We start from the raw sequence: 26,249 nt of genomic DNA, 5'->3' as shown, positions 1-26,249 counted from the left end.
GCCTTTGAACAGAGATCAAGGCGCCAACGGCAAGAACTTGCTCTGCGCCAACGGCCTGCCGATCTGTCCTCGATGCACATTCACCACCGCATAAGGGCTTTTCGCCTTGGCCAGCATCGAGTGATAGTGCTCCCGGCGTTGCTCCTTGGTTTTCAGATGCGCGACGCTGAAATCCGCTTTCGGCGTATCGGCCGCTTCGTAGTGAAAATGCGCATACCACAGCGGCCAACCGTCGCGGTCATTGATGGCGTATTCCTGAAGGAAATCCTTGCGCTCGCTTTTCAAGGCTTTGCGTTCGCCGAGCCGGGCAACCTGTATCAGATTCTTTTCGAACAGGTAGCGCAGGTTGCTGTCGGTGGGCGGCAATTTGAAACTCAGTTCGGTGCGCAGGGCGCTGCCCCGAGTGGCCAGGCGGGAAGCTGCGTTTGACAGTTCATCGATCAATGTTTGATCTGCTGGTGTGCGCGGTTTTGTCGAGGCGGTGAAGGCCCTTTCCAGTTCTTCGCAGCGTTTGCGGTAGCGACTCGCCTCATTGTTCATGATCTCCTCGATTTCCTGAGGAAAGCGGCACTGGGTTTTATACCGCTCTGCGCTCAGTAAACTGTTTTCCAATTGATCCAGCAGCTTGCGCGCTTCGCTCTTGATCGTTTTGATCGCTCTGGTGCGCGGTGGTGGCGGAACCGGTCGTTGTACTTCGACGATGTCCCAGACGTCATCGTGCTGTGAATACGTGGCGAGTAACTCGTCATCGACTTCGGAGCGTAACTCGACGACTTCAATCGGCAGGGAGGTGCCGGCGGGTTTCAGATCACCAATCAACACGCCGCCCTTACGGGTTTTGATCACCTTTTTTTGCGGACGCCCGCTCGCCGTTTTGGTGCGTTTTTGCGGACGCTTGCGCGGTTGCGGCGCCGGTTTTAGCTCGGCGGACAATGTCTTGGAGGCGTCGTCATAGAGCTGTTCGATCAGCTTGAACAGCCTGTCGAAATAGGATGGGTCAATGTCGCTGGCATTGAGTGCCTTGATGCCCTGCATGGCATCAAGGGACGCACCATAGTTTTCGGTCAGACTTTCCAGCACTTCAAGCCGCTCCGAAGGGGGCAGGTCATATGTTCCCAGGTCGGAGTGGGAGCGCACCTGTTCCAGCAAGAACTTGATGAGGTTATGCAGACTGGCGGGAAGGTCGGAGTCGGGGTTTTTGACCAGCAGGGCCCCGAGTATGGGTAACTGCACGGCCTTGGTGGCCAGCGCCGTTCTTTCTTCCTCGGGACGGTCCTTGGTCAGCCGCTCGAATATCTGCGCGCCTTCGGCATCCAGGTTCAATAGCGCGTCCAGGTGTCGATCTTTGAGTTCCAGCCAATAGATGGAACGATCGTTGATGACGCTCATTGCGTCGAGGTACGCAAAGTAGCCTGCGGGGTTGTCGGCGACAGCCTCCTTCAACGCCGGTCCGTTTTTTATGAATTGGATATTGGCGGCATCCAGGGCCAATAAATCCAACTCGACGACAAGAAAGGCTTTACGGGCATTGTTGACCACGTTTTCCATCAGGGCGCGAAGCATTTCCGGGGGCAATGTCATGTCAAGGCCGGCATATTCGGTTGCTTTGTTCAGCAGCCGCAGATAGTCGTCAGTCTGGTCCTGGAGCAATTCATAAAACTGCGTACGTTTTGCCGCACGTTGCTCCTCGGTAAAGGCGCCTTCCTGAGTTCTGCTCATGACTTCCTGGGCAACTTGCACGGCCTTTAGCTTATCGGCTTCCTGTGCATGATAATTCGCCAGCTCCCGGCTCAGTTCCATCCCCCGCTGGGCCCTGAGCTTGCGCAGTTCGGCCACCCGCTTTGGGGGCATACCCCCGCGCAGACGCAGGCGTAGATCCATGGACCAGTTGCCTTGGGTATCCGATTTCAACACCGGACCATTTTTTGCCGAGTCTCGTGGAGCCTGCGGGTCGACGATCACCGTATTGCCGTCCGGCTCCGGACTGATCCGATAGAGTAGGTCTTCCACCAGTGCGTGCCATTTGTTCTGGATGACGTACAAGCCTGTGTAGGGGCCATATTTGATCGGTTCAGGCATTGAAGTGGGACGTGGCACCTGTAGCCGCTGCAGCCGGTTACGTTGTTCCGCTGTCAGGCGCTGGCGGGCACTGGCGAAACTGAGGTCCAGGTGCCTGCTGGCGCCCTGCAAGTGTTCGCCGGGCAAGCCCACCGGCCCTTCGAGAATGCGAGGCGACGCAGGCGCAGGCCATTGCTCAGGGATGACGCGCGGTGCTGGGGGACGCATCGCCTGTTCCTTCAGCGCATCGGGCAACGGTGCATGGGACAAGGCGCTGATGGCGGGAAACTGGTGCACCAGCATGCCGAGGTTGAGCAGCAGATCGACAGCGGCGAGCTCCCGGGTCACCGGGTCTTCGCTGCTCAGTGCCGGGATATCCTGGCTGGCGCTAGCCATCAGGCTCCACAGCCAGAAGGTGGCCATGACCGGGCCACGCAGCAAGGGCATCAGCAACGTATTGAACAGCAGGCTGCCGCCCTTGAGGAGCATGGCCCAGCGGCTCTCGCTGTTGGAGACTGAATCACGGTCGGCCTGGGAGATCAGGGCGCGGGCATTGCTGCCGTAAAGATACAGCATCAGCTCGCCGTTGCGCAGGAACTGCCGCAGTTCGTCGTTCGCACCGTCGATGGCCAGCGTCGCAGGGGCGGGCTTTTGTGGAAGATTGAATTCGTCGCCTTGGAAAAACCGCACGATGTGCGGCTCCTGGAAGCCGCCATTGGCATAGATCGGCCGTGCGGCATCAGTCATCCAGGTCAGGATGCTTTTTTGCAGGTCCCCTGGGGTGACGACGGCCTTCAGCAGTGCCTCGCGCGTCGGGAACTCTTGCAACGAGGGCGCGTAAAGTGGGCGATACAGCAGGTGCGGTCCGGTTTGGACATCCTCCGGCTCGATAATGAACATATTGTTCACGATGTCGGGGTGGGCCTCGGGTTTGCGCAGGAAGGCCAGGTGGCGGATGACCACCGACTGGCCGCTGACCTGTTGGCTATCTGCGTCGGGATTGAGGAGCGCTTCAACCAGGCCCAGTCCTTGGCGGGTCACACCGTTTTCGTTGTTGAGCATTTGCTGGAAGGCTTCAAGCGGCAACTGTGCCGCGATCTGTTCGGCAAACATCCGCTGGCGTTCCTGGGCTTGAGGTACATCGTCCAACAGCCGTTGTTGCAGGTAGCGGGGATAGGCCGAACCAATGTCGACCTGTTCGATCAGCCCGTTCTTGCGGGTAATGAAGTCCGGCGTCAGCCACCGGGGCAGCGTCAGGCCCAAGCGATGGCTGAGGATCAGGTTTGCACTCGGTCGGGCGATGAGGTTGTTGATGGCCAGCTCGGTCAGGCTCATCGTTCTTTTTTCGATGATCCCGCTAGTTCCGGGATAACCTGCGGCGACGGTGAAGGTCAGTTCTATATCATCAGGCTGGTATTGGATGGGTTGAGCCTTGTCCGGGTGGCTGTCGTTGGTTAGCCGCATCTGCTTGAACAGGGCGTCGGCGGTAAAGGCCTTGATGTCTTCAATGTCGCTGAGAAAGGTGCAGCCCTGGCGGCGTTTTTTCGCGCTGGCCAATGTCAGGCTGTAGTGCTGGAATTTCGTTTGATCGACGATGGAAGCTTTTTTCAACCAGTCGGGCAACAGCGGCTCGATCCGTGCCGACGTTTCCGGCGTCAGGCGCGGCGCGTCAAGCAGATAACGGGCAGGGTCGCTCAGCTCCTGGTAAAGCGTCGACAGGTCTTGCAGGCCAATCCGCGAGGGCAACTGCACTGCGTTCAGGTCGGCCAGTTGCTGCTCCAGCACCATAGCCGCCTGGGTGTCGAAGACATTGCCACTGATCTCGTTGCGTTGACAGGTGAGCGTGTCGACCACGTACCGGCTGGCGATCAGTGCGCCCCAATGGTGATTGAAGGCTTCCAGGGATGCAAACGACTGCACGGCGCCGCCAGGGCTGCATAGCAGGAAGGTGGTCGCGCCTTTTGTGGCGTGAGTAAGGAGGATTTCGTTGCCGATCAGCACGCTGCTGGAGCCGTCTCGGATGAGCTTGGTTTCCAGGCTGTAGGCGTAGACGGGGGACGGGTTGTTGCGGCGAAAGCGCTGCTCGCGCTCCGGCCAGCGGACGATCTGGTCAAGGGCTTCGCGCGCCTGGTCAGTGAGGCCGGGTTGTCGCAGCCTGCGGATAGACAGCGTGTTCTTCAGTGCATCGCTGAGCCAGCGCCAGCGGCTGAGGTTATTGCTTGTGTCGATTCCGGCGTTCCAATAGCGGGTCAGCGCATCCTCCAGCCCGATCGGTACGGTCCAAGGCAGTTCAAGCAGCAGTTTTTCGATGACCTTGATGTCCAGCTTCCCGTCGTCTGGTGAGAGCTCGCGGGGCGGGGTGTCGGTAAGAAAACATCGACGCCCACCGCGCTCCGTGAAATCCACGGGCGTGCCGAGGGCCAGGTATTCGAGGACGCGGGGCATGAACGGTTGGAGCGTAAAGCCGCGAGAGGCTGGGTCCGGTGTGGCCAATCGGGTCTTGGACAGGTCGAAGGTCAGCGAGGGGTATTTTTCCTTGATGGCTTGCTCGAGCATGCGTTGCGCGATTTCTTCGAAGGTCGGGCGGCCGGCAAATAGCAGGCTGACCCTTTGTGCCAACGCGGGGAGCGTATTGGCCGGAGCGGGTGCGGTCATATGAAATCCTTTTCATAAATTCATGGCCGCCGGGAGTGACGACGAGGGAAGTATCGACATCCCGCTCCTGCGAGGGCGGTAAATAAATACCACCCTGGCGAATGCGGGTTATGCCTGGCCTCGTCGGGAGGGAAGATCAGGAAGGATCTGCGCCCAGCACCACATTCAGTGCGCTGCGGGCATCGTCAAGCTGCACCAGCGTGGCATGGCGGGCGCCGAGGGCGTCGCGGTTCTCGATGGCGGTGAGGATCGCCTTGTGGCGCGGCATCGCCAGTTCATGCAGGTTGGGCCGCTGGTTGGAGTGCTTGAGGGCTTCGGCGATGGCCACCGACAACATGTTGCACAGGTTGGCGAGCAGGTCGTTGTGGGTGGCATCGGCGATGCGGCTGTGGAAGTCTAGGTCCGGTTGCAGCACCGCTTCGGGGGTCGGTGCCGCCTCCATGCGCTGGTAGGCCTCGCGGATGGCAGCGATGTCGGTATCGTTGGCGAACTGTGCGGCGAGGGCCGCGGCGGCCGGCTCGATGATGCTGCGCACGCTGGTCAGCAGATTGAAGAACTCATTCTGCGGGCTGCTTTGCATCAACCAGTGCAGAACATCGGGGTCGAGCATGTGCCATTCCCGACGCGCCTTGACCACCGTGCCAACCCGTGGCCGCGAATACACCAGACCCTTGGCTACCAGCACGCGCGTGGCCTCGCGCAACACCGGACGGCTGACGGCATACTCCTCGCACAACAAAGCTTCGGCGGGCAGTTTATCGTCGGGTTTGAACCGCCCGGAAACGATCTGCATGCCCAGTTCCTGGACGATGCGCGCGTGCATGCTTTTGCGGTCGGAGGGTTTACGGTAGTCCATGGGGGGTGGCGCGATCCTGTGCGAAGGGGATGCTGCGCATGATAGCAGGCGCGGCGAAGGCGGGTCGCTAGTGCGATTTTGATGTACACCCGAACCCATTGTGGGAGCGAGCCTTTGTGGGAGCTGAGCTTGCTCGCGATGAGGCCCTGCCAGTCAATATCTCTGTTGTCTGTTACACCGCTATCGCGAGCAAGCTCAGCTCCCACAAAAAGCTTGCTCGCGCAAGGGGATGAGTGGGGTCAGTGGGAGTGACGCGGCACCTCGGCGCCGCGGCAACCGACCAGGAAGTCGAAGTCACAACCCTGGTCCGCTTGCAGCACATGGTCGATGTACAGCTGGCGGTAGCCGCCCACCAACAGGTTCTGCGCTGGCGGGAGGTCGGCCAGGCGGGCGGCCAGTTCGGCGTCGGAAATGTCCAGGTGCAGACGCCCGCCGGCGCAGTCCAGTTCGATCCAGTCACCTTCCTTCACGGCCGCCAGTGGTCCGCCGGCTGCGGCTTCCGGAGCCACATGCAGCACCACGGTGCCGTAGGCGGTGCCGCTCATGCGCGCATCGGAAATCCGCACCATGTCGGTCACTCCCTGGGCCAGCAACTTGGCCGGCAAGCCCATGTTGCCCACTTCGGCCATGCCTGGATAACCCTTGGGCCCGCAGTTCTTCATCACCAGAATCGAGCTGGCATCGACATCCAGCTCCGGATCATTGATCCGCGCCTTGTACTCGTCGAAGTTCTCGAACACCACCGCGCGACCACGATGTTGCATCAGCTCGGGCGTGGCGGCGGAGGGTTTGAGTACCGCGCCCAGGGGCGCGAGGTTACCGCGCAGCACGCAGATACCGCCGTCGGCCCGGATCGGGTTGTCCAGGGTACGAATGACTTCGTCCTGGCCATAGATCGGTGCGTCCTTGGTGTTCTCGCCAAGGCTCTTGCCGTTGACGGTCAGCGCGTCGGGGTTAGGGATCAGGTTGGCTTCGCCGAGACGGCGCAGCACGGCGGGCAAACCACCGGCGTAATAGAACTCCTCCATCAGGAAGCGCCCGGACGGCTGCAGGTCGACGATGGTCGGCATGCCTCGACCGATGCGGGTCCAGTCGTCCAGGTCCAGTTGCACGCCGATGCGTCCGGCAATGGCCTTGAGGTGGATCACCGCGTTGGTCGAGCCGCCGATGGCTGCGTTGACCCGGATGGCGTTCTCGAAAGCCTCCTTGGTCAGGATCTTCGACAGCTTCAAGTCTTCACGGACCATTTCCACCGCACGCATGCCGGACATGTGGGCCAGCACATAACGGCGCGCGTCCACCGCCGGAATCGCGGCGTTGTGCGGCAGCGACGTGCCGAGGGCTTCGGCCATGCAGGCCATGGTCGAGGCGGTGCCCATGGTGTTGCAGGTCCCGGCCGAGCGGGACATGCCGCCCTCGGCCGCAAGGAAATCATCGATCGTGATGGTGCCGGCCTTGACCTGTTCGCTCAACTGCCAGACCACTGTGCCCGACCCGATGTCCTGGCCCTTGTGCTTGCCGTTGAGCATCGGTCCGCCGGTAACGACAATGGCCGGCAGGTCGCAACTGGCTGCCCCCATCAGCAAGGCTGGGGTGGTCTTGTCGCAACCGGTGAGCAGCACCACGCCGTCAATCGGATTGCCGCGAATGGCTTCCTCCACGTCCATGCTCGCCAGGTTGCGCGTCAGCATGGCGGTGGGGCGCAGGTTCGATTCGCCGTTGGAGAACACCGGAAACTCCACCGGGAAGCCCCCGGCCTCGATCACGCCGCGCTTGACGTGTTCGGCGATCTGCCGGAAGTGCGCGTTGCATGGCGTCAGCTCCGACCAGGTGTTGCAGATGCCGATGATTGGCTTGCCATGAAACTGATGGTCGGCGATGCCCTGATTTTTCATCCAACTGCGGTACATGAAGCCGTTTTTGTCGGCGGTGCCAAACCATTGGGCCGAGCGCAGGGAGGGTTTCTTATCAGACATGATCGATTCTCTTATTGTATGACTATATGGTTTTAGCTTGCGCCTAACATAAGCGCAATTTGCTCCGTTTGGAAGTGTTGTTGGGTAAATAGTATTACTATATAGTCCGATTCAACGGAGGGATTGTCCTGGCGCTCATTGGTCAGAGAAATCCCCCAGGGTTCTATAACAACAACAATCGGAGACCGGTCCCATGAGCCAGGAATTGCGGCTTATTCGCCGCATCACGCTGAAACTGATTCCTTTCCTGATCCTGCTATACCTGATCGCCTACGTGGATCGCTCCGCCGTGGGTTTCGCCAAGCTGCACATGGGCGCCGACATCGGCATCGGCGACGCCGCCTACGGCCTGGGCGCGGGGTTGTTTTTCATTGGCTACTTCCTGCTTGAGATCCCCAGCAACCTGATGCTGGAGCGCTTCGGTGCCAGGCGCTGGTTCGCGCGGATCATGATCACCTGGGGCGCCATCACCATCGGCATGGCGTTCGTGCAAGGGCCTTACAGCTTCTATGTGATGCGCTTTCTGCTCGGCGCGGCGGAAGCCGGATTCTTCCCCGGCGTGCTGTACTACATCACCCAATGGTTCCCGGTCCGCCATCGCGGCAAGATCCTGGGCCTGTTCATTTTGTCTCAGCCCATCGCCATGATGATCACCGGCCCCGTCTCCGGCGGCTTGCTGGGCATGGACGGCATCCTGGGCTTGCACGGCTGGCAGTGGTTGTTCATTGTCATCGGCCTGCCGGCGGTCTTGCTGACCTGGCCGGTGCTGCGTTATCTGCCGGATGGTCCGCAACAGGTGAAGTGGATGGACCAGACTGAAAAGGACTGGCTGACCGGTGAACTGAAAAAAGACCTTGAGGAATACGGCCAGACCCGGCACGGCAATCCGCTGCACGCCTTGAAGGACAAGCGTGTCCTGCTGCTGGCGCTGTTCTATCTGCCGGTGACCCTGAGCATCTACGGGCTGGGCCTGTGGCTGCCCACGTTGATCAAGCAATTTGGCGGCACTGACCTGGTGACCGGTTTCGTGTCCTCGGTGCCCTACATCTTCGGCATCATCGGTTTGCTGATCATTCCTCGCAGTTCCGACCGCTTGAACGATCGCTACGGTCATCTGGCGGTGCTCTATGTGCTGGGCGCCATCGGTCTGTTCCTCAGTGCCTGGCTGACGGTGCCGGTGTTGCAACTGGCGGCGCTGTGCCTGGTGGCGTTCGCGCTGTTTTCCTGCACCGCGGTGTTCTGGACCTTGCCGGGGCGTTTCTTTGCCGGCGCCAGTGCGGCGGCGGGTATCGCGCTGATCAACTCGGTGGGCAACCTGGGTGGCTACATCGGGCCGTTCGTGATCGGTGCGCTGAAGGAATACACCGGCAACCTGGCGTCGGGGCTGTACTTCCTGTCCTGCGTGATGGTGTTCGGCCTGGTGTTGACCGGCGTGGTGTATCGCCTGCTGGAGCGCAAGCATGTGCTGCCGGCGGAGCAGTTCGCGGCCAGCGCCCGGGGGGCGACGCGGACCTGAGGTGATTGAAATCCCCTGTGGGAGCGAGCTTGCTCGCGATTGCGATCTGTCAGTCGCATCAATGTTGCTGACCCAACGCTATCGCGAGCAGGCTCGCTCCCACAGGGATCAGCGTGTTATTCAAGCTTTGTTTGCAGGGAGAAAAATATGCGTTTAGTTCAGTTCGAATTGAATAACGGCGAACGCCGCGTCGGCGTGGTCGATGGCGAGAAAGTGCGCGAAGTGCAGGGCGCCCGGACTGTGCGCGACCTGGCTCTGGCGGCCATCGAGGCGGGTGTGAAGCTTGAGCAGCAGGTCAACAGCCTGGGCCTGGGAACCGCCCATGATTACCCGCAGTTACTCAGTGAACTGCGCATTCTGCCTCCGCTGGACCACCCGGACCCGGCGCACCTGCTGGTCAGCGGCACCGGCCTGACCCATCTGGGCAGTGCTTCGGCCCGGGACAAGATGCATCAGCAGGCCGGCGACGAAACAGCCATGACCGACACCATGCGCATCTTCAAGTGGGGCGTGGAGGGCGGTAAGCCTGAGAGCGGACAGGCCGGTGTGCAACCGGAGTGGTTCTACAAGGGCGACGGCAGCATCGTGGTCCGTCCGGGCCATCCGTTCCCGCTGCCGCCGTTTGCCGAAGATGCCGGCGAAGAGCCGGAAATCAGCGGACTGTATGTCATCGGCCACGACGCTAAGCCATACAGACTGGGCTTTGCGGTGGGTAACGAGTTTTCCGATCATGTGATGGAGCGCAAGAATTACCTGTACCTGGCCCATTCGAAATTGCGCAGCTGCAGCTTTGGCCCGGAACTTCGCCTGGGTGAACTGCCTCAACATCTTTCCGGGACCAGTCGTATCCTGCGCAATGGCCAGGTGCTGTGGCAGAACGAGTTTCTCAGTGGCGAGGCGAACATGTGTCACAGCCTCGAAAACCTTGAGTTCCACCATTTCAAGTACAGTCAGTTCCTGCGTCCGGGTGACGTGCACGTGCATTTTTTCGGCACCGCGACCCTGTCGTTCGCCGACGGCATCCGCACGCAACCGGGGGATGTGTTCGAAATCAGCCAGACCGAATTCGGCGCACCGCTGGTCAACGGCATTGCCCCGGTGGACGCGGTGTTCAACCCGGGTACTATCGGCACACTTTAAAGGAGACTTTCGATGAACCAGATCCTTGGCCACAACTACATTGGTGGCGCGCGCAGCGCGGCCGGCCAGACACGCTTGCAGAGCCTTGACGCCAGCAGCGGCGAAGCCTTGCCCCATGAGTTCGTCCAGGCGACGGCCGAAGAAGTTGACGCTGCCGCCAAGGCTGCGGCTGCCGCTTATCCGGCCTACCGCAGCTTGAGCGCAGTGCGCCGGGCCGAGTTCCTCGAAGCCATTGCCGATGAGCTGGATGGCTTGGGCGATGAGTTCGTGGCCGTGGTCTGCCGGGAAACCGCCTTGCCGGCGGCGCGGATCCAGGGTGAGCGCGGTCGCACCAGCGGCCAGATGCGTCTGTTCGCCAAGGTCCTGCGTCGCGGCGATTTCTACGGCGCGCGCATCGACCGGGCCTTACCGGAACGCACGCCGTTGCCGCGTCCGGACTTGCGTCAGTACCGCATCGGCCTGGGGCCGGTTGCGGTGTTTGGCGCCAGTAACTTTCCTCTGGCATTTTCTACAGCGGGTGGCGACACCGCGTCGGCCCTGGCCGCGGGTTGCCCGGTGGTGTTCAAGGCCCACAGCGGCCACATGGCAACGGCCGAATGGGTGGCTGATGCGATTATCCGCGCGGCTGAAAAAACCTCGATGCCCGCCGGCGTATTCAACATGATCTACGGCGGTGGTGTTGGCGAATGGCTGGTCAAGCATCCGGCGATCCAGGCGGTAGGCTTCACCGGTTCCCTCAAGGGCGGCCGCGCCCTGTGCGACATGGCCGCCGCGCGGCCCCAGCCGATCCCGGTATTCGCCGAGATGTCGAGCATCAACCCGGTGATCGTGTTGCCGCAAGCGTTGGAAAAGCGTGCCGACAGCGTCGCCCGCGATTTGACCGCCTCGGTGGTACAGGGCTGTGGTCAGTTCTGCACCAATCCCGGCCTGGTGATCGGCATCCGCTCGCCGCAATTCAGCGCCTTCACCCAACAAGTGGCCGCGCTGATCGGCGATCAGGCCCCGCAAACCATGCTCAACGCCGGCACGCTGCAAAGCTACGGCAAGGGCCTGCAGAAGTTGTTGGCTCACCCGGGCATCGAACATCTGGCCGGACGTGCGCAACAGGGCAACCAGGCCCAGCCGCAGTTGTTCAAGGCTGACGCCAGCTTGTTGATCAACGGTGACGAGGCGCTGCAAGAAGAGGTGTTCGGCCCGACCACGGTGTTTGTCGAAGTGGCGGACCCAGCCGAGCTCACTGCCGCGCTGAACGGCCTGCACGGTCAGTTGACTGCAACCATGATCGGGGAGCCAGCGGATTTCGAGCAGTTCAGAGAATTGACTCCGTTGCTGGAGCAAAAAGTCGGTCGCATCCTGCTCAACGGTTATCCAACCGGCGTCGAGGTTTGCGACTCGATGGTCCATGGCGGGCCTTACCCGGCGACGTCCGATGCCCGTGGGACTTCGGTGGGTACGCTGGCGATCGATCGTTTCCTGCGCCCGGTGTGCTTCCAGAACTACCCCGACAGCCTGTTGCCCGAGCCTTTGAAAAACGCCAATCCGCTGGGCATCCAGCGATTGGTCGATGGGGTGCCGGGGCGCGAGGCGCTCTGATCGCAGTCAGGCAGTTGCATTGAAGTTCAATGGGCTGCCGCTATCGCGAGCGGGCCCGCTCCCACAGTGGATGGATGGTGAATACAAGATGTGTGTTCGCTGCAAATCCAATTGTGGGAGCGAGCCTGCTCGCGATGGCGATCTGGCAGTTGACCGTGCTTTCGAACCTTTTGGCCCAAGGCCCACTCCCACATTGGGTTATCATGAGCACTTTCCCAACGACCGACTGATCGCCATGACTGCCTTGACCGACACCCTGCTGCACGCCCTCGAAACCTGCGACATGCTGATCATCGACGGGCTGCACGCATTCGATTTTTCCCTCGACGAACAAGACCAGTTGCACGTCGAGTGCATGAACGGTCGCACTCTCGAGCATTGGCGCTTCACGCCTGCGCAGATGGAGGCCGCGACGTTCGACGTGGTCAAGAAACACTGGATCATCACCAGCGATTCGGGCGACCACCACTTGGAGTGCGTGGAAGCGACCAGCGGCCACGACGATGAGGAAGACACACATGAGGATGCGTAGTTTCTGGCCCTTGTTGATGGCCGGTAGCGTGGGTGCCATGGGCGTCCAGGCAGAGACCGATGAGCGCCATCAACTGTTGGTGGGTTCCTATACCGCCGGCCAGAGCCAGGGCATCTACCGCCTGCAATTCGACAGCCGCAGCGGCCAGCTCGATGCCCAGCCGTTGCAAGTGATCAAGACCGACAACCCATCGTGGCTGACCCTTTCCAAGGACATGAGCCGGCTGTTCGTGGTGAATGAAAACGGACCGGGGCAAAAAGACCCGGTGGGCAAGGTCAGCAGCTACGCCATTGACCCGAAGACCCATGAGCTGAGCCTGATCAGTCAGGTGCAGTCATTGGGCAACGAACCGACTCATTCGAGCCTCAGTGGCGATGGTCGACATTTGCTGGTCAGCAACTATTCGGTGGTGGAAGACCCGGGAGGCACCCTGGCGGTGTTGCCGGTGGGAACCGACGGTAAGCTGTCGCCGGTGGTGCAAGTGAGCAGCCATCAGCCGAGTCGGATCAATCCCGAGCGGCAGATGTCCGCCCATGTGCACTCGGCCGTGTCTTCGCCCGATGGCAAGTACGTGTTCGCCAGCGACCTGGGGGCGGACAAGGTGTTCATCTACCGCTACGACCCCAAGGCCAACCCCGAACTGCCACTGACCGCCGCCGATCCGGCCTTCGTGCAGTTGCCGCCCGGCAGCGGCCCGCGTCATCTGCTGTTCAGCGCCGACGGCAAGCATGCGTGGCTGACCATGGAAATGAGCGCCCAGGTGGCGGTGTTCGATTATCAGGACGGGCGTTTGACCCAGCGGCAACTGGTCGACCTGGCAGCGGGCAAACCACAGCCCGGTAGGGCGGCGGCAGCGCTGCATGCCTCCAAGGATGGCAAGTTCCTGTACGTCAGCAATCGTGGCACCACCAACGAAGTGCTGGTGTTCGCCATCGACCCGACTGCCGGCACGCTGACAGAGCTTCAGCGCCGCTCTGTGGAGGGGGATCATCCGCGGGAATTCAGCCTCGATCCGAGCGGGAAATTCCTGCTGATCGCCAATCAGAAGAGCAACCAGATCGTGGTTCTCGAGCGTGACCCCAAGACCGGCCTGCTGGGTAAAACCGTGCAAAAGCTGGCGATGGATGCGCCGAGCGACTTGAAATTCATGCTCCCTCAGTAAAGCGCAGGCCCCGATTTTCGGGGCCTGCGTCGCTGTATCAACAAGACTGATATTCGCTAGTGTTGCAAAGCATTTCAAAGCGAGACGCCTCGGCGCGTAAGTTTGCTTCACGGCCCAACCGGGCAGGCAAGCCAACTCATCCGAGGACTATCGACATGAATCTGAATCTCTTCTCCGTGATCGCTGCTTCCGCTATCTCCGCCACCGTAGCGCTGCCAGCCAGTGCCAACATTGAAATCAGCGACAAGAAAAATCGCACCCAGAGCTATACCGAAAAATACCTGCAACAGAGCGCCAACTTCTACGCCGCCCTGGACCACAAGACCCAACACTGAACCGCGCTGAAGACTGAAGCCTGCGATCTTTTCATCTTTGAAAAAGAGAAAAAATCGCAGGCTTTGCCTGCTCCTACGAAAAACCCGCTGTAATATCACATGGCCATGTGTTTAAATTTGACGCTAGTAAATTGACTCCTTCTCCAACAAGAGATCGACACTATGGCGATGCGTCTGGCAATGATGCTGCTGTTCCTCTATTCCACCCCCATTGTTTCGGCCGCCCAGCCGACCCCCGGCGAGCCGGACGCTGCTCGTGAGCGATTATTGAGCCTGCTTAGGGACTGATCTGTTTGGATTAGTAATCAATAAAACTGATAGACACTATGCGTATTTGTCGCTATTAAAATCGGTTTAGTTGATTGATTCTGTGGGCACTGAAACATGCCCACGGAGAACCCCATGGCCAGCGCAATCCTATCTTCTGCCAGACACGGCGCGTACATCGCCATCGGCCTGTACGTGGCGATGGTGTTGGTGGTTAGCCTCGGTGCCCAATACCAAGGCTCTGCCGAAACCTCTCTCCAGGCTGCCCGGCCTTCTGTTCATTATGGTCCCCCGGTTGCCCGCGCGGCGCTCGAGCATGGCGCCGCAAAAGGGGCGGTCGGCGCATGAACAGAAGCAAGTTTTGGGTGATCGCATTCCTGGCGTTCATCACCAATGGTTTTTCATTGCTGGGTCTGGGGCAAGCCTCGGCGGGATCTCTGGCGCGGACCATCGAGTGCAACCACAACATCGCGCACAACATTCTGACCGCCAAGGCTTTGGGGGCGTTGGTGGGGAATCCGCCGGTCAAGCCCAGGGTTGCCGTCTTCGGGCCTTTTCAGGTCGATTGTGCAGTGGTGCGCATGTGCAGCGTGGCTGCCTGAAGCAAGCCACGAAAGCTGTTCACCGGGTGGGTGATTGCTTGGCCATGATCGCCACGAACAACTCGGAATCCAGCAAGCCTTGCAGCCAACGCTGTAGGCGAGGGTAGGGCGCTGCGGCAAACCATTCCCGGTCGACATGAGCAAACTGCCGTACGAACGGCATCACCGCCACGTCGGCCTGGCTCTGGTGAGCCGCTGCCAGAAATGCTCGGGTTTCAAGCAACGCTTCCAGCCTGCGCAAGAAGACCTCGCCCTCGGCCCGATAATGTTCCAATGGATACTCGGGATGGCGCTCGGGGTATTTGTAGCGGTTCAGATGAAGCTTGAAGACCTGGTCGTTTTCCTCGATCAACGCGGCCGTCAACGCCTGGCCTTCGAGGTCGCCAAGCAATCTCCAATTATCCGGATCATGCTGCGCCAGAGCCCAGTGCATGATCTCCAGGCTTTCATCAATCACCTTGCCATCGACCTGCAGCACCGGCACCGTACCCTTGCTGGAAAGCGCCAGCATTTCGGGCGGCTTGGCCTTGAGGCTGACTTCGACAATGTTCAAATCGACCGCGCTGTAGCGCAACGCCATGCGCGCTCGCATCGCGTAGGGACAACGCCGGAACGAGTAGAGCGTGGCGCGGCTCATTTCACCTCCACGGTACTCAAGCCATTCCCTTGACGACGAACCTGGATCTGCACCGGGATCCGCTCATGCATTTCCTGCACGTGGGAAATCACCGCAACCTTGCGTCCCTGGGCTTGCAAACCGTCGAGAGCATCCATGGCCAGTTGCAGCGATTCGGGGTCCAGGCTGCCAAAGCCTTCGTCAATGAACAGCGATTCGATTTTCAGCGTGCTGGACGCCATCGAGGCCAGGCCCAGCGCCAAGGCCAGGGAAACCAGGAAGGTTTCACCGCCGGACAACGAATGCACCGAGCGCAGCTCATCGCCCATCTCTGTGTCCATCACCAGAAGCCCCAACATGCTGCCACCGCGTTTGAGCCGGTAGCGGCGCACCAATTGTCGTAGCTGCACGTTGGCGTGATGCACCAGCAAATCGAGGTTGTACGCCTGCGCCAGCTTGCGGAAGCGGTCGCCGGTGGCCGAACCGATCAGCGCATCGAGCCGTGCCCAGCGCTGGTACTCGGTATAAGCCTGTTCGATCTGCTGGGCCAGGGCCTGGTTGGCGTTCTGCCTGCGCTGGTCCTCGGCCTGTTCGGCGCGTAGTTCGGCGCAGCGCTGCTCGCTGGCGGTAAATTGGCTTTGAAGTTCGGTGAGGGCCTGGGCCAGTTGTTCAGATTCCAGATTGCCGTTGTGCTGGGCCTGATGCTGTTGCAGGCGCTGCTCGCGTTCAGTAAGCAACACGCGGGCTTGCTCAATGGCTTTTTCGCTGTTGAGCAGTTGTTGGCGCAGTTGGCCGACGCTTTGCTCGTCCAGGTCAAGCAAGGCGGCCAGAGAGGCATCATCCAGTTCCGGGTGGCTGGCGCGCCATTGTGCGATGCCGGCGGCCAGGGCTGTGTGTTCAGTGTCCAGCGCTTGGGCCTGTTCCTGGCGGGCCTTGAGTTCGGCGGCCAGTTCCACCCGGTTGTGGCGTAGCGCTTGCAGTTGTTGATTGGCCGCTGTTTCGGCACTGTGGGCCTGTTCCAGGGCTTGGTCGAGTTGCTGCTGCCACTGTTCGGCGCTGGTGTGTTCGCCCAGCAATTGCTTGAGCCGCTGCTGGCAGGCCTGCTGTTGTTCCGTCAGGGCGCTCAGTTGCCGTTGCGCCAACTCCAACTGCTGGAGGCGGGTTTGCTGGCGATCCTGCTCTTTCTCCAGGGCCTGCTGACGCTGAAGCTGCTCGCTGAGTTCGTCGCGTTGCTGTTCCAGGTGCGCCAGGCGTTGAGCAATCTGCTGGTCAAGCTGCATGAAGGTCGCGGCCGGCTCGGTGCGCAGGGCCTGTAGTGTGTCTGCCGGCAACAACGTACTGAAGTGGCTCAGTTCCTCGTCCAGGCGCTGGCGATCCCGGGCCAGCTCCTGCTGTTGGTTGTTCAGGTGCAGTGATGCCTGCTGATGCGCAGTTTCAGCCTCGCGCAAGTGCTGCGCCAGGCGCGCGGCGTCCTGTTGCAGCGTCAGCAGGGCGGCCTGGCGTTGTTCGTCCTGACTGATACGCAGGTTGAGCTGACTGCTTTGCTGGTCCAGCCAGGCGTCGCGTTTGGCCGCATCCTGGGCCAGCAGTTGCGCCGAGAGCGGATGGCCTTCAAGGCTGGGCGCCAGACTTTGATGCTGGCTGGCGAGCTGTTCCTGTTGCTGCTTGAGTTCTTTGAGCTGGGCGATGACGCCGCTGTATTGCGCGCGCAGGTCGATGACTTTTTCATGGAGCGACTCGACGGCTTTGCGTGCATTGGCCTCTTCGGTTTCATCAAAACGCCCCAGGCTTTGCAGCAAGGCTTCGGGCTGATGGTAAGGATGCTCGACGCTGCCACACACCGGGCATGGCTGGTCATCCTTGAGCTGTTCACGCAGTTGTTCGACGCTTTCGCTGCGGGCCAGGCGCTGACGCTCCAGCAGTTGGCGGGTGACGCTCAGGGTCTGTTCGGCAATCGCCAGTTCGGCCTTGGCTTCGCTGCCTTCGCGTACCAATCGGTCGCGTTCCTGCAACGCCTGTTGCTGGCGCTGTTCAAGCTCGGCACCTCGCTTGTCCAGCTCTTGCTGGCTGGCCCAGAGCCGCGTCAGATCCTCGAATGCACGCAGTTGCTTGCGATTGTCTTGCAGCAGATTAGCGAGCAACTGGATCTGCTCGGCCACCGCTTGCGGTTCGGCGTCGGCTTCCTTGTAGAGCACTTCGAGGTTTTGCCGGTGGGTTGCCAGGTGCTCGGCGGCGTGAGCGGCATTTTGCTCCAGGGTGGCGAGTTCAACCTGACCCTGGTTCAGGCGATTGCCAATCAGCATCAGCTGTTGGAGGCGATCACGATAGGCCTGCCAGGCGTCGCTCAACGGCGCCAGGTGAGTGCTTTGTTCTAGCTCCCCGGCGATTCGCTGCAAGCGCTCGGCCACCTGTTTTTGCTGCTCAAGCAGCGTGTCGATGGTGCGCTGGCCTTCGCTACAGGCGTGTTGTGCCTGCTCCTGGCGTTCGGCGCTTTGGCGATCCTCCTTATCGAGGCGGGCGAGGGTGCCTTGTTCTTCAAAGGCCTGGCGCAGCAAGGGGGCGCTGTCGGTGCTTTGTTGTCGGGCTGCGGTCAGGGCCAGTTGCGTAACGCCCAGGCCTTTCTCCAGCTCGGCCTGGCGTTCATGCAGATCGATCTGTTGCTGGGTGAGCTGCTGAACCTGTACCGCCAGGGGTTCGAGCTGCCGGGTCAGTTCCGTCTGGCGGATGAACTGATGCCGTTGCGGCGCGAGTTGTTCCAGGCGGGTCAGCTTCAGGCGTTCGTCGGCCTGGGCGTCCCAGTCGGCCTGGGCCTGTTGCAGTTGCTCGGCGGCGCTGGCCCGTTGCTCTTGCAACTGGCGCAGTTCCTTGAGCCAGGTGTGTTGCTGCTCCAGTTGCTTGAGTTGCGCCTGTTGGGTCTTGAGCTGTTGCTGGGCTTCGTTGAAGCGCTGGTCCAGTTCGGCGCGGGCCTCTGGGGCCAGTGGTGTGACGCCGGTGGCCTGGTCCTGCAATTGCTTGTGGGACTCTTTGGCTTGCTTGGCCTTGTCGAAGGCGCGCCGGCCCAATTGGGTATACAGGGCCGTATCAGTGAGCTTTTCCAGCAGCTCGCTGCGGTCGTTGTCGTCGGCCTTGAGGAATGCACTGAACTCGCTCTGGGCCAGCAACACGGCACGGGTGAACTGTTCAAAGTTCAAGCCCAGGGCGGCTTCGAGCTGGGCCTTGTATTCGCCTTTCTGACTCGCCAGCAACTGATCGTTGTCTAGATCCCGCAGGCTCTGGCGGCTGGCTTGCAGCTTGCCAGCGGCCTTTTCCCGGGCGCGATTGGCTTCCCAGCGCGCCCGGTAGCGACGACCGTCGATGCCGCGAAAATCCACTTCGGCGTAACCATCGCCAGTACCACGGCGCAACAGCGTACGCGGATCGCCCGTAGCGATTTCGCCGTCGGCGTCCGGCACCTTGGCGTCGCGCCCGGTGTTGTTGAGGCGCGGCACGGCGCCGAACAGCGCCAGGCACAACGCGTCGAGCAGGGTGCTTTTACCGGCGCCTGTGGGGCCGGTGATGGCGAACAGGCCTGCACTGGCAAGCGGTTCGGCGGTGAAGTCTATTTCGAAGGGCCCGGCCAGGGACGCGAGGTTCTTGAGACGGATCGCGAGAATTTTCATGGCTGCTCGCCCTCCATCTGCACGTCTTGCAACAGCACGGCAAAATCCTTGAGAGTCTGTTCGTCCACTTCGTTGCCGTAGGTGTCCTGCCAGGCGCGGCTGAACAATTCCTGCGGGCTCAACTGATCCAGTTCCACCAACGCGGCGCCGTCATCGACGTTTGTGCTGCCGCCGTTGCCGGCGTATTCGGCGGCGATCCGCACCAGGCGCACGGCTTTGCCTTGCAGGGCGGTTTCCACTTGATGGCGCAGGTCAGGCTGCGGCTCATCGAGGCGCACCCGCACCTCCAGCCAGGGCTGGCGCTGGACATCGGCCAACAGGTCGATGTCCGGCAGGTCCTTGAGTTGCACCAGAATATCGGCCAGGGGTGCCGGGCCCAGGCGCTGCAGATTGACGGCCCGGGGAATCAGCCGTGGCTCGACTTTGACCAGGGTTTCGCCTTCCAGGGTGATATCGAGAATCTGATGCTGATAACCGATTTCCGAAAATGACAATGGAATCGGCGAGCCGCTGTAGCGGATGCGCTCTTCGCCGTTGACCTTTTGTGGTTTGTGCAAATGGCCGAGGGCGACGTAGCTGATGCTCGGGCCGAACAGGCTGGCGGGCAGGGCCTCGGCGTTGCCAATGATCAGGCTGCGCTCGGAATCCTCGGACACCGAGCCGCCGGCCATGTGAGCGTGGCTGATGGCGATCAGCGCCTGGCCCTTCTTGCGTTTGTCGTTGGCGGCGGCGATCAGCCATTCATGGACCTGACCGATGCCCCGCAGGTAATCGTCACCCAGTTGTGCGCCGGTCACCTCGGCAGGCCGCAGGAATGGCAGGGCCAGGCACCAGGCCTTGACCTTGCCCTTGGCGTCGGGCAGCGGCAGCAGCAAGCGCTCGACGTCCAATTGCCCGTCGTCCAGCCACAACACCCGGCCCAGGGCATGGGTGCGCAACCGACGCATCAGCGGCGCCGGTAGTTCGATACGCGAACCGGAGTCGTGGTTGCCGGCGATCATCACAATGGTCAGATTGGCGTTTTGTTCATGGGCACTGACGATGAAGTCGTACAGCCGCTCCTGGGCTTTGACCGGCGGGTTCACCGTGTCGAAGATATCCCCGGCAATCAGCAGCACGTCGGGCTTTTCACTGGTCAACTGACGCAGCAGCCAGTCAAGGAAACAGGCGTGTTCGAAGTCGCGTTCCTGACCGTGCAGGTTTTGCCCAAGGTGCCAGTCGGAGGTGTGGAACAGACGCAAGATGAACTCCAGAAAACAGATGATGGCCGCGGGAAGAGAGGCGGCTAAAAGATGGAGAGTTTACTGGGAAACAGAGGAGAGAAACCGGGCAACTTCTCCAAATGAGTTGGCACCACTCCTGTGGCGAGCCACAGAAGCGCTATGTCCCGCAAAGGGATCACTTGGGGTAGAGCGGTGGCAAGCCACTGTCGCCGGCCGGGTCCTGGAAGCCTTCCGCAGCGGGAATGGTACGAATGGCTCGCCACAGATCTTCGCCCTGCCAATATTGACCCGTTTCGCTGTAGAGCGCGCCGTTGAGGCCGTCCAGGGCGTCGGACAGTGGCACGAAGCGCGCAGCCATGTCGGCCAGGGTTTCCGGTTGCTGGCGAGCCCAGGCGTCCAGCGCCTGGCGTGTAGCGTGGGAGTCGTTGGCCAGGCAGGCACGCTTGAGGTCGTCCAGCAAGGTCCGCGGGCTCGGCCCGGCCTGGGTCGCGCGCAGGATCGCCGGCTGCGAACGGGCGCGCCACCACAGGCCCAAGCCCAGCAGCGTGGTGCAGGCCAGGATGAAAGTGCTCAATTGCCAATACCGCAAGGTGTCGCTGTCGACGATCGTCACAATCTGAGGTGTGCTTGTTGGCGTGTCCACCATCAGGCTCGGGTTGTTCGCCACTTGCAGGGTCCGCGCTGGAAGGCTGGTGCGGTCCAGGTGGTCTTCCCGGGTGTTCCACCAAACCACTTCCACCGGCGGCAATTCAATGGTGCCGCTGCGGTTGGGCACCAGGGCCTCGCGGTCTTCACGGCTGCCCACCAAACCGCGCTCGCTGCTGCGACTGCTGAGTACCGGTTGGTCGGGGTAGCGCCGCAGGCCGCTGATTTCAGTGGCTGGCAGGGGCGGTAACTGGGCGCTGGCCAGGCCCTCGGCTTCCAGGGTCAGGCTGCGGGTCAGGGAGTCACCCACCTGGCTGTGGGTTGGTTCCGGGCTCCAGCTCTCGCTCAAGGAAAGGCTGCGCGCCGGCAGCCAGGGCACATCTGCCGGGTAGCTGGCGGGCTTGGGGTTGACGGTCAGGCGCAGTTGCTCGGAACTGACCCGCATCAACTGACCGGGCTTGGGTCCCGACGGCGTGGCCCCCTGGGCCACCGGCTCGACCAGGGTGGCGCTGAAGGTCTGGGCCGGGATCATCAGTTCGCCGCTGCGTTGGGGGTAGATGCCGTAGCGCAGCTCGATCACGCCGTGGCGTACGTTGTTGATGACCTTTTCGTAGGTGCGCGATTCGCCCAGTTGTTCGGTACGGGCATCGGGAATGTGCAGCGGTGTCAGGCTGCTGTCGTCGTACAGCGACACCGAATGGTAGATGCGCAAGGTCAGGATCGCCTGTGCTTGCACATAGACGTCGGTCTGGTCGAGGCTGGCCTCGATGAACACCGGGGCCAGTTTGCCCGGCTCATTGCGCGTTTCGCTTTCGATCACTTGCAGGGTGATCGGCTGGCTGGTCACTTCGCCCAATTGCAGGGGCGGAATGACCACGGTGCCACTTTGGCGCGGCAGCAGGGTGACAATCCAGCGGGTGGTTGCGCGATTCTCGCCATCAAGAGTTGTGAGTTGGTTGACCTGGCGGGTGCCGCGCACTTCGAACAGCGCCTGGAGCGGGCTCAGGTCGGGTTTGCCGAACAGTGTGGCGTCATTGGACTCCAGGGTCAGTTCCACGGTCTCCCCGGAATTCAGGCGCCCGCGATCCACACTGGCAGTCAACTGTACGGCCTGGGTTCCAGATGCCCAGAGCAGCAACACGAGGAGGTAGGCGGTGAAGCGGGTCATGGGGTTTTTCCCTGGGCCTGATGGCTTTGCTGTTCATACCAGAATTTACGTCTGAGCAGTTCGCCCGGATTATCCGGGATCTGGCGCAGCCATTGTTCCAGTGCCTGGCGCTGTTCTTCGTCGTTGCGCTGGCCGGCCGCGGGGCGCAGTGGTGGGGTCGTGGTCCGCTCATCAGGCAACTCGCTGCCCGGCACATCCTGGGCACCAGGCGGTTGCGCTGCCTGGGGGCCCTGGGATTGTTCCGGTGTCGCGGTCGCTTCGGAGGAGGGCTGTCCCGGCGCAGAACTTTGTGCCTGGGCATTGGCGTTCGGTGCTTGCTCGGCGGGCCCTGGCTGCTCACTTTCACTGGGCTCAGGTTCGGCAGGTTTTGCCGTCTGCTCTTTGAGCAGGCTCTGCACCAGCGCTTTGTTGGTTTGGGCCGGACGCAGGTCCGGTTGCAATTCCAGGGCTTGCTCGTACGCATCCAGCGCGGCGTCCAGTTCGCCGCTTTTGGCCAGGGCGTTGCCGCGATTGTAGTGGGCGCGGGCGTCGTTGCCCTCGGCAAAGCGGCGAGCGGCTTCGCTGTAGGCACCGGCTTCATACAGGGCCACACCTTGCCATTGGTGGTCCTCGAAGTGGGCGGCGGCCTCGGCCGGACGCTTCTGCTTGAGCAGGTGCTGGCCCTGTTGATCGGGGCGCAGCCACAGGTCCTGGAGTTCGAAGGCATGACCGGTTTGCGGCACCATGAACACCCACGGCAGGCAGAACAGCCAGCCGCGCCGTCCGGCGCAGGCGGCCAGCAACAACAGCGGCAGGAGCAGCCAGTAGCCATGGTCCGCCCAGGTATCCAGGCGCAACGTCTGACCGTCGCTGCGCAAATGGCGAGGGCCGTCCAGCAGCCCCAGGCCACGCAGGTCGCTATCGTCCAGGCGCGCCGGACGATAGCGGCCGTCCAGCTCATTGAGGAAGGACTTGAGGCTCGGGCTGTCCAGGCGCGGTACCAGAATCGCGCCCTGGGCATCCTTGAGGTAACTGCCATCTTCCTGGGTTACCGGGGCGCCTTCGCGTGTTCCGATGCCCAGCATCAGCAATTGCGTGGCAGATCCATCGAGGATCTGGCGGATATGCTCGCGTTCCTGTTCGTTCAACGATGAACCTATCAGCAGGATCCGACCGTGACCAAGTCCGCTCTGATCCAGCAGGGCCATGGCCTTGTTGACCGCCAGGTCGGCGCGATGGCCGTTCTGGGGCATGATCGAGGGGGTGAGTGCTTCCAGGAGGTTGGCGCTGGTGGACAGGTCGTCGGACAGCGGCACCAGCGTATGGGCACTGCCGGAATAGACGATGATTGCGGTCTGGGCGTCGCTGCGGCTATGAAGCAAGTCCAGCACCTTGCGCCGGGCTTGCTCCAGACGCGTGGGCGGGACGTCGGCGGCGAGCATTTGCGGCGTCAATTCCAGCACCACCACCAGCGGATCGGCAGGTTTTTGGCTGGTCTGTTCGACCCGTGCCCAACTGGGGCCCAGCAGCGCAAGCACCACCAACAGCCAGCCCAGGCCAAGGGCAACCCACGGGAGTTTGCTTTCGCGGCCGTTGCCGCCACTGAGCAGCACGGCATGAAACGCCGGCGGCAGGATCATTTGCCAGCGGCCCACGCGTTTCTGCCGGTGCCACAGGTGCCACAGCAGCCACCCCAACAAAGGCAGCAGCAATAGGAACCAGGGACGCAACCAGTGTGGCCAGAGAGCGATCATCGGCGTTTCCCCAGGCGCATGCGCTTGAGTCGACGGCGCCACTCGGAATGCTCTGCCGGTTGGAACAATGGCTGGGTGAACAGCCGCTGCAGAGGGTTGTCCGGCCAGCGTTCCCGGGCTACCAGCAAAACGCTCAGCAGCAGCGCAACGGCCAGGGGCCATTGGTAAAGTGCCTGGGCGGGGCGCGCCTGGGTCGGTTGTTGGGTCACCGGTTCGAGCTGGTCGAGGGTGGTCTTGATCGCCAGCAGCTGTTGGCCGTCCTGGGCGCGGAAATACTGGCCGCCCGTGGCTTGGGCAATTTCCCTGAGTGTCGCTTCGTCGAGGTCCAGGCTCGGGTTGACCCCGACAAACCCTGCTGTGCCACTTTCTTCCGGATCGGCGCCAATGCCGATCGGGTAGATCTTCACGCCTTCTTCAGCGGCCAGCCGGGCGGCGGTCAGCGGGTCGATTTCCCCGCCGTTGTTGGCGCCATCGGTCACCAGGATCAGCACGCGGCTGTTTGCCGGACGTTGACGCAGGCGCTTGAGCGCCAGGCCGATGGCGTCGCCGATAGCGGTGTTCTTGCCGGCGATGCCGATGCGCGCTTCATCCAGCCACAGCCGCACGGTGCGACGATCGAAGGTCAGCGGTGCCTGGAGGTAGGCCTGGCTGCCGAACAGGATCAGGCCGACCCGATCACCTTCGCGGCTTTCGAGAAAGTCTCCCAGTAGGTGCTGGACCAGCGCGAGGCGACTGATTTCCTCGTCTTGCCAGCGCATATCGGGAAAGTCCATGGACCCCGAGACATCCACCGCCACCAACAGGTCCCGGCCGCTGGCAGCGATGGGCAACGGCTCACCCAACCATTGCGGGCGGGCAGCGGCAATCAGCAACAGCAGCCAGAGCAGGATGAAGGGTGCCTGCTGACGCCAGGTCGGCAGATTGCTTCGGGCCCGGCGCCCCACGAGACCTTCGAGGTCGCCCAGGAAACTGACCCTGAGGGCCGGCTCGCCACTGTCGGCCGCCGGCAGCACCAGGCGCATCAGCCAGGGCAGCGGCAACAGCGCGAAAATCCACGGCCAGGCGAACTCAAACATGTTTGCGAATCCAGATCTCGACGGCTTGGGTCAGGCCGGCAATGGCTTTGTCATCGAGCTTGCATTCGGGCTTGTAGGCGCCTTCCACCAGCACCATCCAGCGGGTCAGGCCTGCCGCCGGGCAGCGGTTATCCAGGAAAGCCAGCCATTTACGTCCGTTGAGGGTGTGGCTCTGGCTGTACGGGTAGTGGTTGCGACACAGGCGCTTGAGCAGCCCGTTGAGCTGTTGCAGCCAGGCGCCGGCAGGGGCGCCATCGTAGGGTTTGGGCAGTTGGGCGAGTTCCGCCAGCGCGGCCAGGCGCGCCGGGTCCAGGGGTTGCTCGGCGCGCACAGTGGAGCGCTTGGCGGGAAGGAACCGGCGCAATTGCCACAGTCCAAACCCCAGCAACGGCAACACCACCAGCAGCAGCCACCAGCCCGGCGCGGGAGGCCAGAAGCCGATGGGTGGCGGCGTGATCAGTGGCTGCAGTTGATCGAGACTGCTCATCGGCTTTTCCCCGACCGCTTGGGGTTCAGGTATTCGCGTAGCTGTTCGACCATGTCGCCCTGGGTGCTCAGGGGCATGAGCAGAATCCGCAGCTTCTGGGCCAGCAATTCCCAGCGCTCCTGGCGCGCCTCGGCCTGGGCGCGATAGGTCTGGCGCAGTTCGAAATTCAGGGTGTCGAGTTCCAACTGCGCGCCGCGCTGGGCGAAACGCAGCAATCCGGCGGCGGGCAGGGCGTGATCCAGCGGATCCGAAAGCGGCAACAGCAACAGGTCGCAATGGCGTGACAGCAGGCTCAACTGTTGCTCGGCGCTGTCGGACAGCGCGCGCTCATCGCAAATCACGATCACCAGGCTGCCAGGGCGCAATACTTCCCGGGCCCGGCGCAAGGCGTTGCCGAACGAATCGCGGTCCGCTTCGCCCTCGGTATGCAGCGATTGATTGACCCGCACCAGGCGGTTCAGCAGTTGCAGAAGGCTCTGTTTGCTGCGCCGGGGCTTGACCTCGTAATGGGTGTTATCTCCGAACACCAGCCCGCCGACCCGGTCGTTGTGCCCCAGGGCGGCCCAGCCGATCAGGCTGGCGGCCTGGGCCGCGAGCACCGACTTGAACATCAGCCCCGAGCCGAAGAACAGCCGATGGCTTTGCTCGATCATGATGAAGATCGGCCGCTCCCGCTCCTCATGAAACAGCTTGGTGTGAGGCTCCTGAGTACGAGCGGTCACGCGCCAGTCAATGGTGCGTACGTCGTCGCCGGCCTGATAGACCCGCACCTGATCGAAATCCACGCCGCGCCCGCGCAGTTTGGAGTGGTGCAGGCCGATCAGTGGGCTACGCTGGCCTGGCGTCGAGAACAACTGCACTTCACGCACGCGATGGCGCATCTCGATCAGCTCCGAAAGGCTGACGCGGATGCCCGGTACGGGCGCCAGTGGGTTGTTCATGGCTGGCTA

20 protein-coding genes are annotated in these 26,249 nt (G+C 61.9%); 9 read left to right on the top strand and 11 right to left on the bottom strand.

From position 1 onward, the window contains the following. Nucleotides 1–15: 15 nt before the first annotated feature. The 3 genes from AC3I65_RS13870 to AC3I65_RS13860 form a co-directional block, all read right to left on the bottom strand. On the bottom strand, nt 16–4,713 hold the full coding sequence (locus AC3I65_RS13870) for a dermonecrotic toxin domain-containing protein (protein WP_488523889.1): 4,698 nt from the start codon (nt 4,711–4,713) through the stop codon (nt 16–18). A 136-nt stretch (nt 4,714–4,849) separates the two neighbouring features. Next, nucleotides 4,850–5,569, bottom strand: a complete 720-nt coding sequence (locus AC3I65_RS13865) for a FadR/GntR family transcriptional regulator (RefSeq protein WP_047225782.1) — start codon at nt 5,567–5,569, stop codon at nt 4,850–4,852. A 239-nt stretch (nt 5,570–5,808) separates the two neighbouring features. Next, nucleotides 5,809–7,545 (bottom strand): IlvD/Edd family dehydratase, encoded by a 1,737-nt coding sequence (locus AC3I65_RS13860; protein WP_310662638.1) that lies wholly within the window; start codon nt 7,543–7,545, stop codon nt 5,809–5,811. A gap of 193 nt (nt 7,546–7,738) precedes the next feature. Here AC3I65_RS13860 and AC3I65_RS13855 point away from each other — a divergent pair, with 193 nt between their 5' ends. From AC3I65_RS13855 to AC3I65_RS13815, 9 genes are all read left to right on the top strand, one after another. Next, entirely contained in the window at nt 7,739–9,061 is a 1,323-nt protein-coding gene (locus AC3I65_RS13855) for an MFS transporter (RefSeq protein ID WP_488523888.1), read from the top strand. A gap of 147 nt (nt 9,062–9,208) precedes the next feature. Next, the gene (araD1, locus tag AC3I65_RS13850) at nt 9,209–10,201 is read left to right on the top strand and encodes an AraD1 family protein (protein ID WP_076384445.1); all 993 of its coding nucleotides are present in this window, start codon (nt 9,209–9,211) and stop codon (nt 10,199–10,201) included. Nucleotides 10,202–10,213: 12 nt separating this feature from the next. Then, on the top strand, nt 10,214–11,794 hold the full coding sequence (locus tag AC3I65_RS13845) for an aldehyde dehydrogenase (NADP(+)) (protein ID WP_305465974.1): 1,581 nt from the start codon (nt 10,214–10,216) through the stop codon (nt 11,792–11,794). Nucleotides 11,795–12,029: 235 nt separating this feature from the next. Beyond that, a complete protein-coding gene (locus tag AC3I65_RS13840; protein WP_173406906.1) occupies nt 12,030–12,326 on the top strand; it encodes a DUF5629 family protein in 297 nt (98 codons plus the stop codon). Further along, nucleotides 12,313–13,488, top strand: a complete 1,176-nt coding sequence (locus AC3I65_RS13835) for a lactonase family protein (protein WP_487777005.1) — start codon at nt 12,313–12,315, stop codon at nt 13,486–13,488. The genes AC3I65_RS13840 and AC3I65_RS13835 overlap by 14 nt, the downstream gene beginning before the upstream one ends. A 155-nt stretch (nt 13,489–13,643) precedes the next feature. Next, nucleotides 13,644–13,823, top strand: coding sequence for a hypothetical protein (locus AC3I65_RS13830; RefSeq protein ID WP_047225788.1), 180 nt, complete (start codon nt 13,644–13,646; stop codon nt 13,821–13,823). Nucleotides 13,824–13,985: 162 nt separating this feature from the next. Beyond that, entirely contained in the window at nt 13,986–14,111 is a 126-nt protein-coding gene (locus tag AC3I65_RS13825) for a hypothetical protein (RefSeq protein WP_256676792.1), read from the top strand. Nucleotides 14,112–14,225: 114 nt separating this feature from the next. Further along, nucleotides 14,226–14,438 carry a hypothetical protein gene (locus AC3I65_RS13820; RefSeq protein WP_487777004.1) on the top strand — a complete coding sequence of 71 codons (213 nt, stop codon included), beginning with the start codon at nt 14,226–14,228 and terminating at the stop codon, nt 14,436–14,438. After that, nucleotides 14,435–14,692, top strand: a complete 258-nt coding sequence (locus AC3I65_RS13815) for a hypothetical protein (protein WP_160892259.1) — start codon at nt 14,435–14,437, stop codon at nt 14,690–14,692. Before AC3I65_RS13820 ends, AC3I65_RS13815 begins: the two co-directional genes overlap by 4 nt. Before the next feature lie 19 nt (nt 14,693–14,711). Here AC3I65_RS13815 and AC3I65_RS13810 read toward each other — a convergent pair whose 3' ends face one another. The 8 genes from AC3I65_RS13810 to AC3I65_RS13775 form a co-directional block, all read right to left on the bottom strand. After that, the gene (locus AC3I65_RS13810) at nt 14,712–15,329 is read right to left on the bottom strand and encodes a glutathione S-transferase (RefSeq protein WP_160892261.1); all 618 of its coding nucleotides are present in this window, start codon (nt 15,327–15,329) and stop codon (nt 14,712–14,714) included. Further along, a complete protein-coding gene (locus AC3I65_RS13805; protein ID WP_488523887.1) occupies nt 15,326–18,967 on the bottom strand; it encodes an AAA family ATPase in 3,642 nt (1,213 codons plus the stop codon). Before AC3I65_RS13805 ends, AC3I65_RS13810 begins: the two co-directional genes overlap by 4 nt. Further along, nucleotides 18,964–20,208: an exonuclease SbcCD subunit D C-terminal domain-containing protein gene (locus AC3I65_RS13800; RefSeq protein WP_047225793.1), complete on the bottom strand. Its 1,245-nt coding sequence runs from the start codon at nt 20,206–20,208 to the stop codon at nt 18,964–18,966. The genes AC3I65_RS13805 and AC3I65_RS13800 overlap by 4 nt, the downstream gene beginning before the upstream one ends. Before the next feature lie 157 nt (nt 20,209–20,365). Then, nucleotides 20,366–22,003, bottom strand: a complete 1,638-nt coding sequence (locus AC3I65_RS13795; RefSeq protein WP_076384457.1) for a BatD family protein — start codon at nt 22,001–22,003, stop codon at nt 20,366–20,368. After that, nucleotides 22,000–23,736: a vWA domain-containing protein gene (locus AC3I65_RS13790; protein ID WP_322833957.1), complete on the bottom strand. Its 1,737-nt coding sequence runs from the start codon at nt 23,734–23,736 to the stop codon at nt 22,000–22,002. The genes AC3I65_RS13795 and AC3I65_RS13790 overlap by 4 nt, the downstream gene beginning before the upstream one ends. Further along, nucleotides 23,733–24,812 carry a vWA domain-containing protein gene (locus AC3I65_RS13785; RefSeq protein ID WP_173406910.1) on the bottom strand — a complete coding sequence of 360 codons (1,080 nt, stop codon included), beginning with the start codon at nt 24,810–24,812 and terminating at the stop codon, nt 23,733–23,735. The genes AC3I65_RS13790 and AC3I65_RS13785 overlap by 4 nt, the downstream gene beginning before the upstream one ends. Beyond that, the gene (locus AC3I65_RS13780; RefSeq protein ID WP_173406911.1) at nt 24,805–25,299 is read right to left on the bottom strand and encodes a DUF4381 domain-containing protein; all 495 of its coding nucleotides are present in this window, start codon (nt 25,297–25,299) and stop codon (nt 24,805–24,807) included. Before AC3I65_RS13780 ends, AC3I65_RS13785 begins: the two co-directional genes overlap by 8 nt. Next, entirely contained in the window at nt 25,296–26,240 is a 945-nt protein-coding gene (locus tag AC3I65_RS13775; RefSeq protein WP_047225798.1) for a DUF58 domain-containing protein, read from the bottom strand. Before AC3I65_RS13775 ends, AC3I65_RS13780 begins: the two co-directional genes overlap by 4 nt. Nucleotides 26,241–26,249 lie beyond the last annotated feature (9 nt).

It is taken from the genome of Pseudomonas sp. N-1-13, assembly GCF_057787095.1.
The sequence above is the reverse complement of the archived record's forward strand: the minus strand, read 5'-3'. Positions and strand labels throughout refer to the sequence as shown.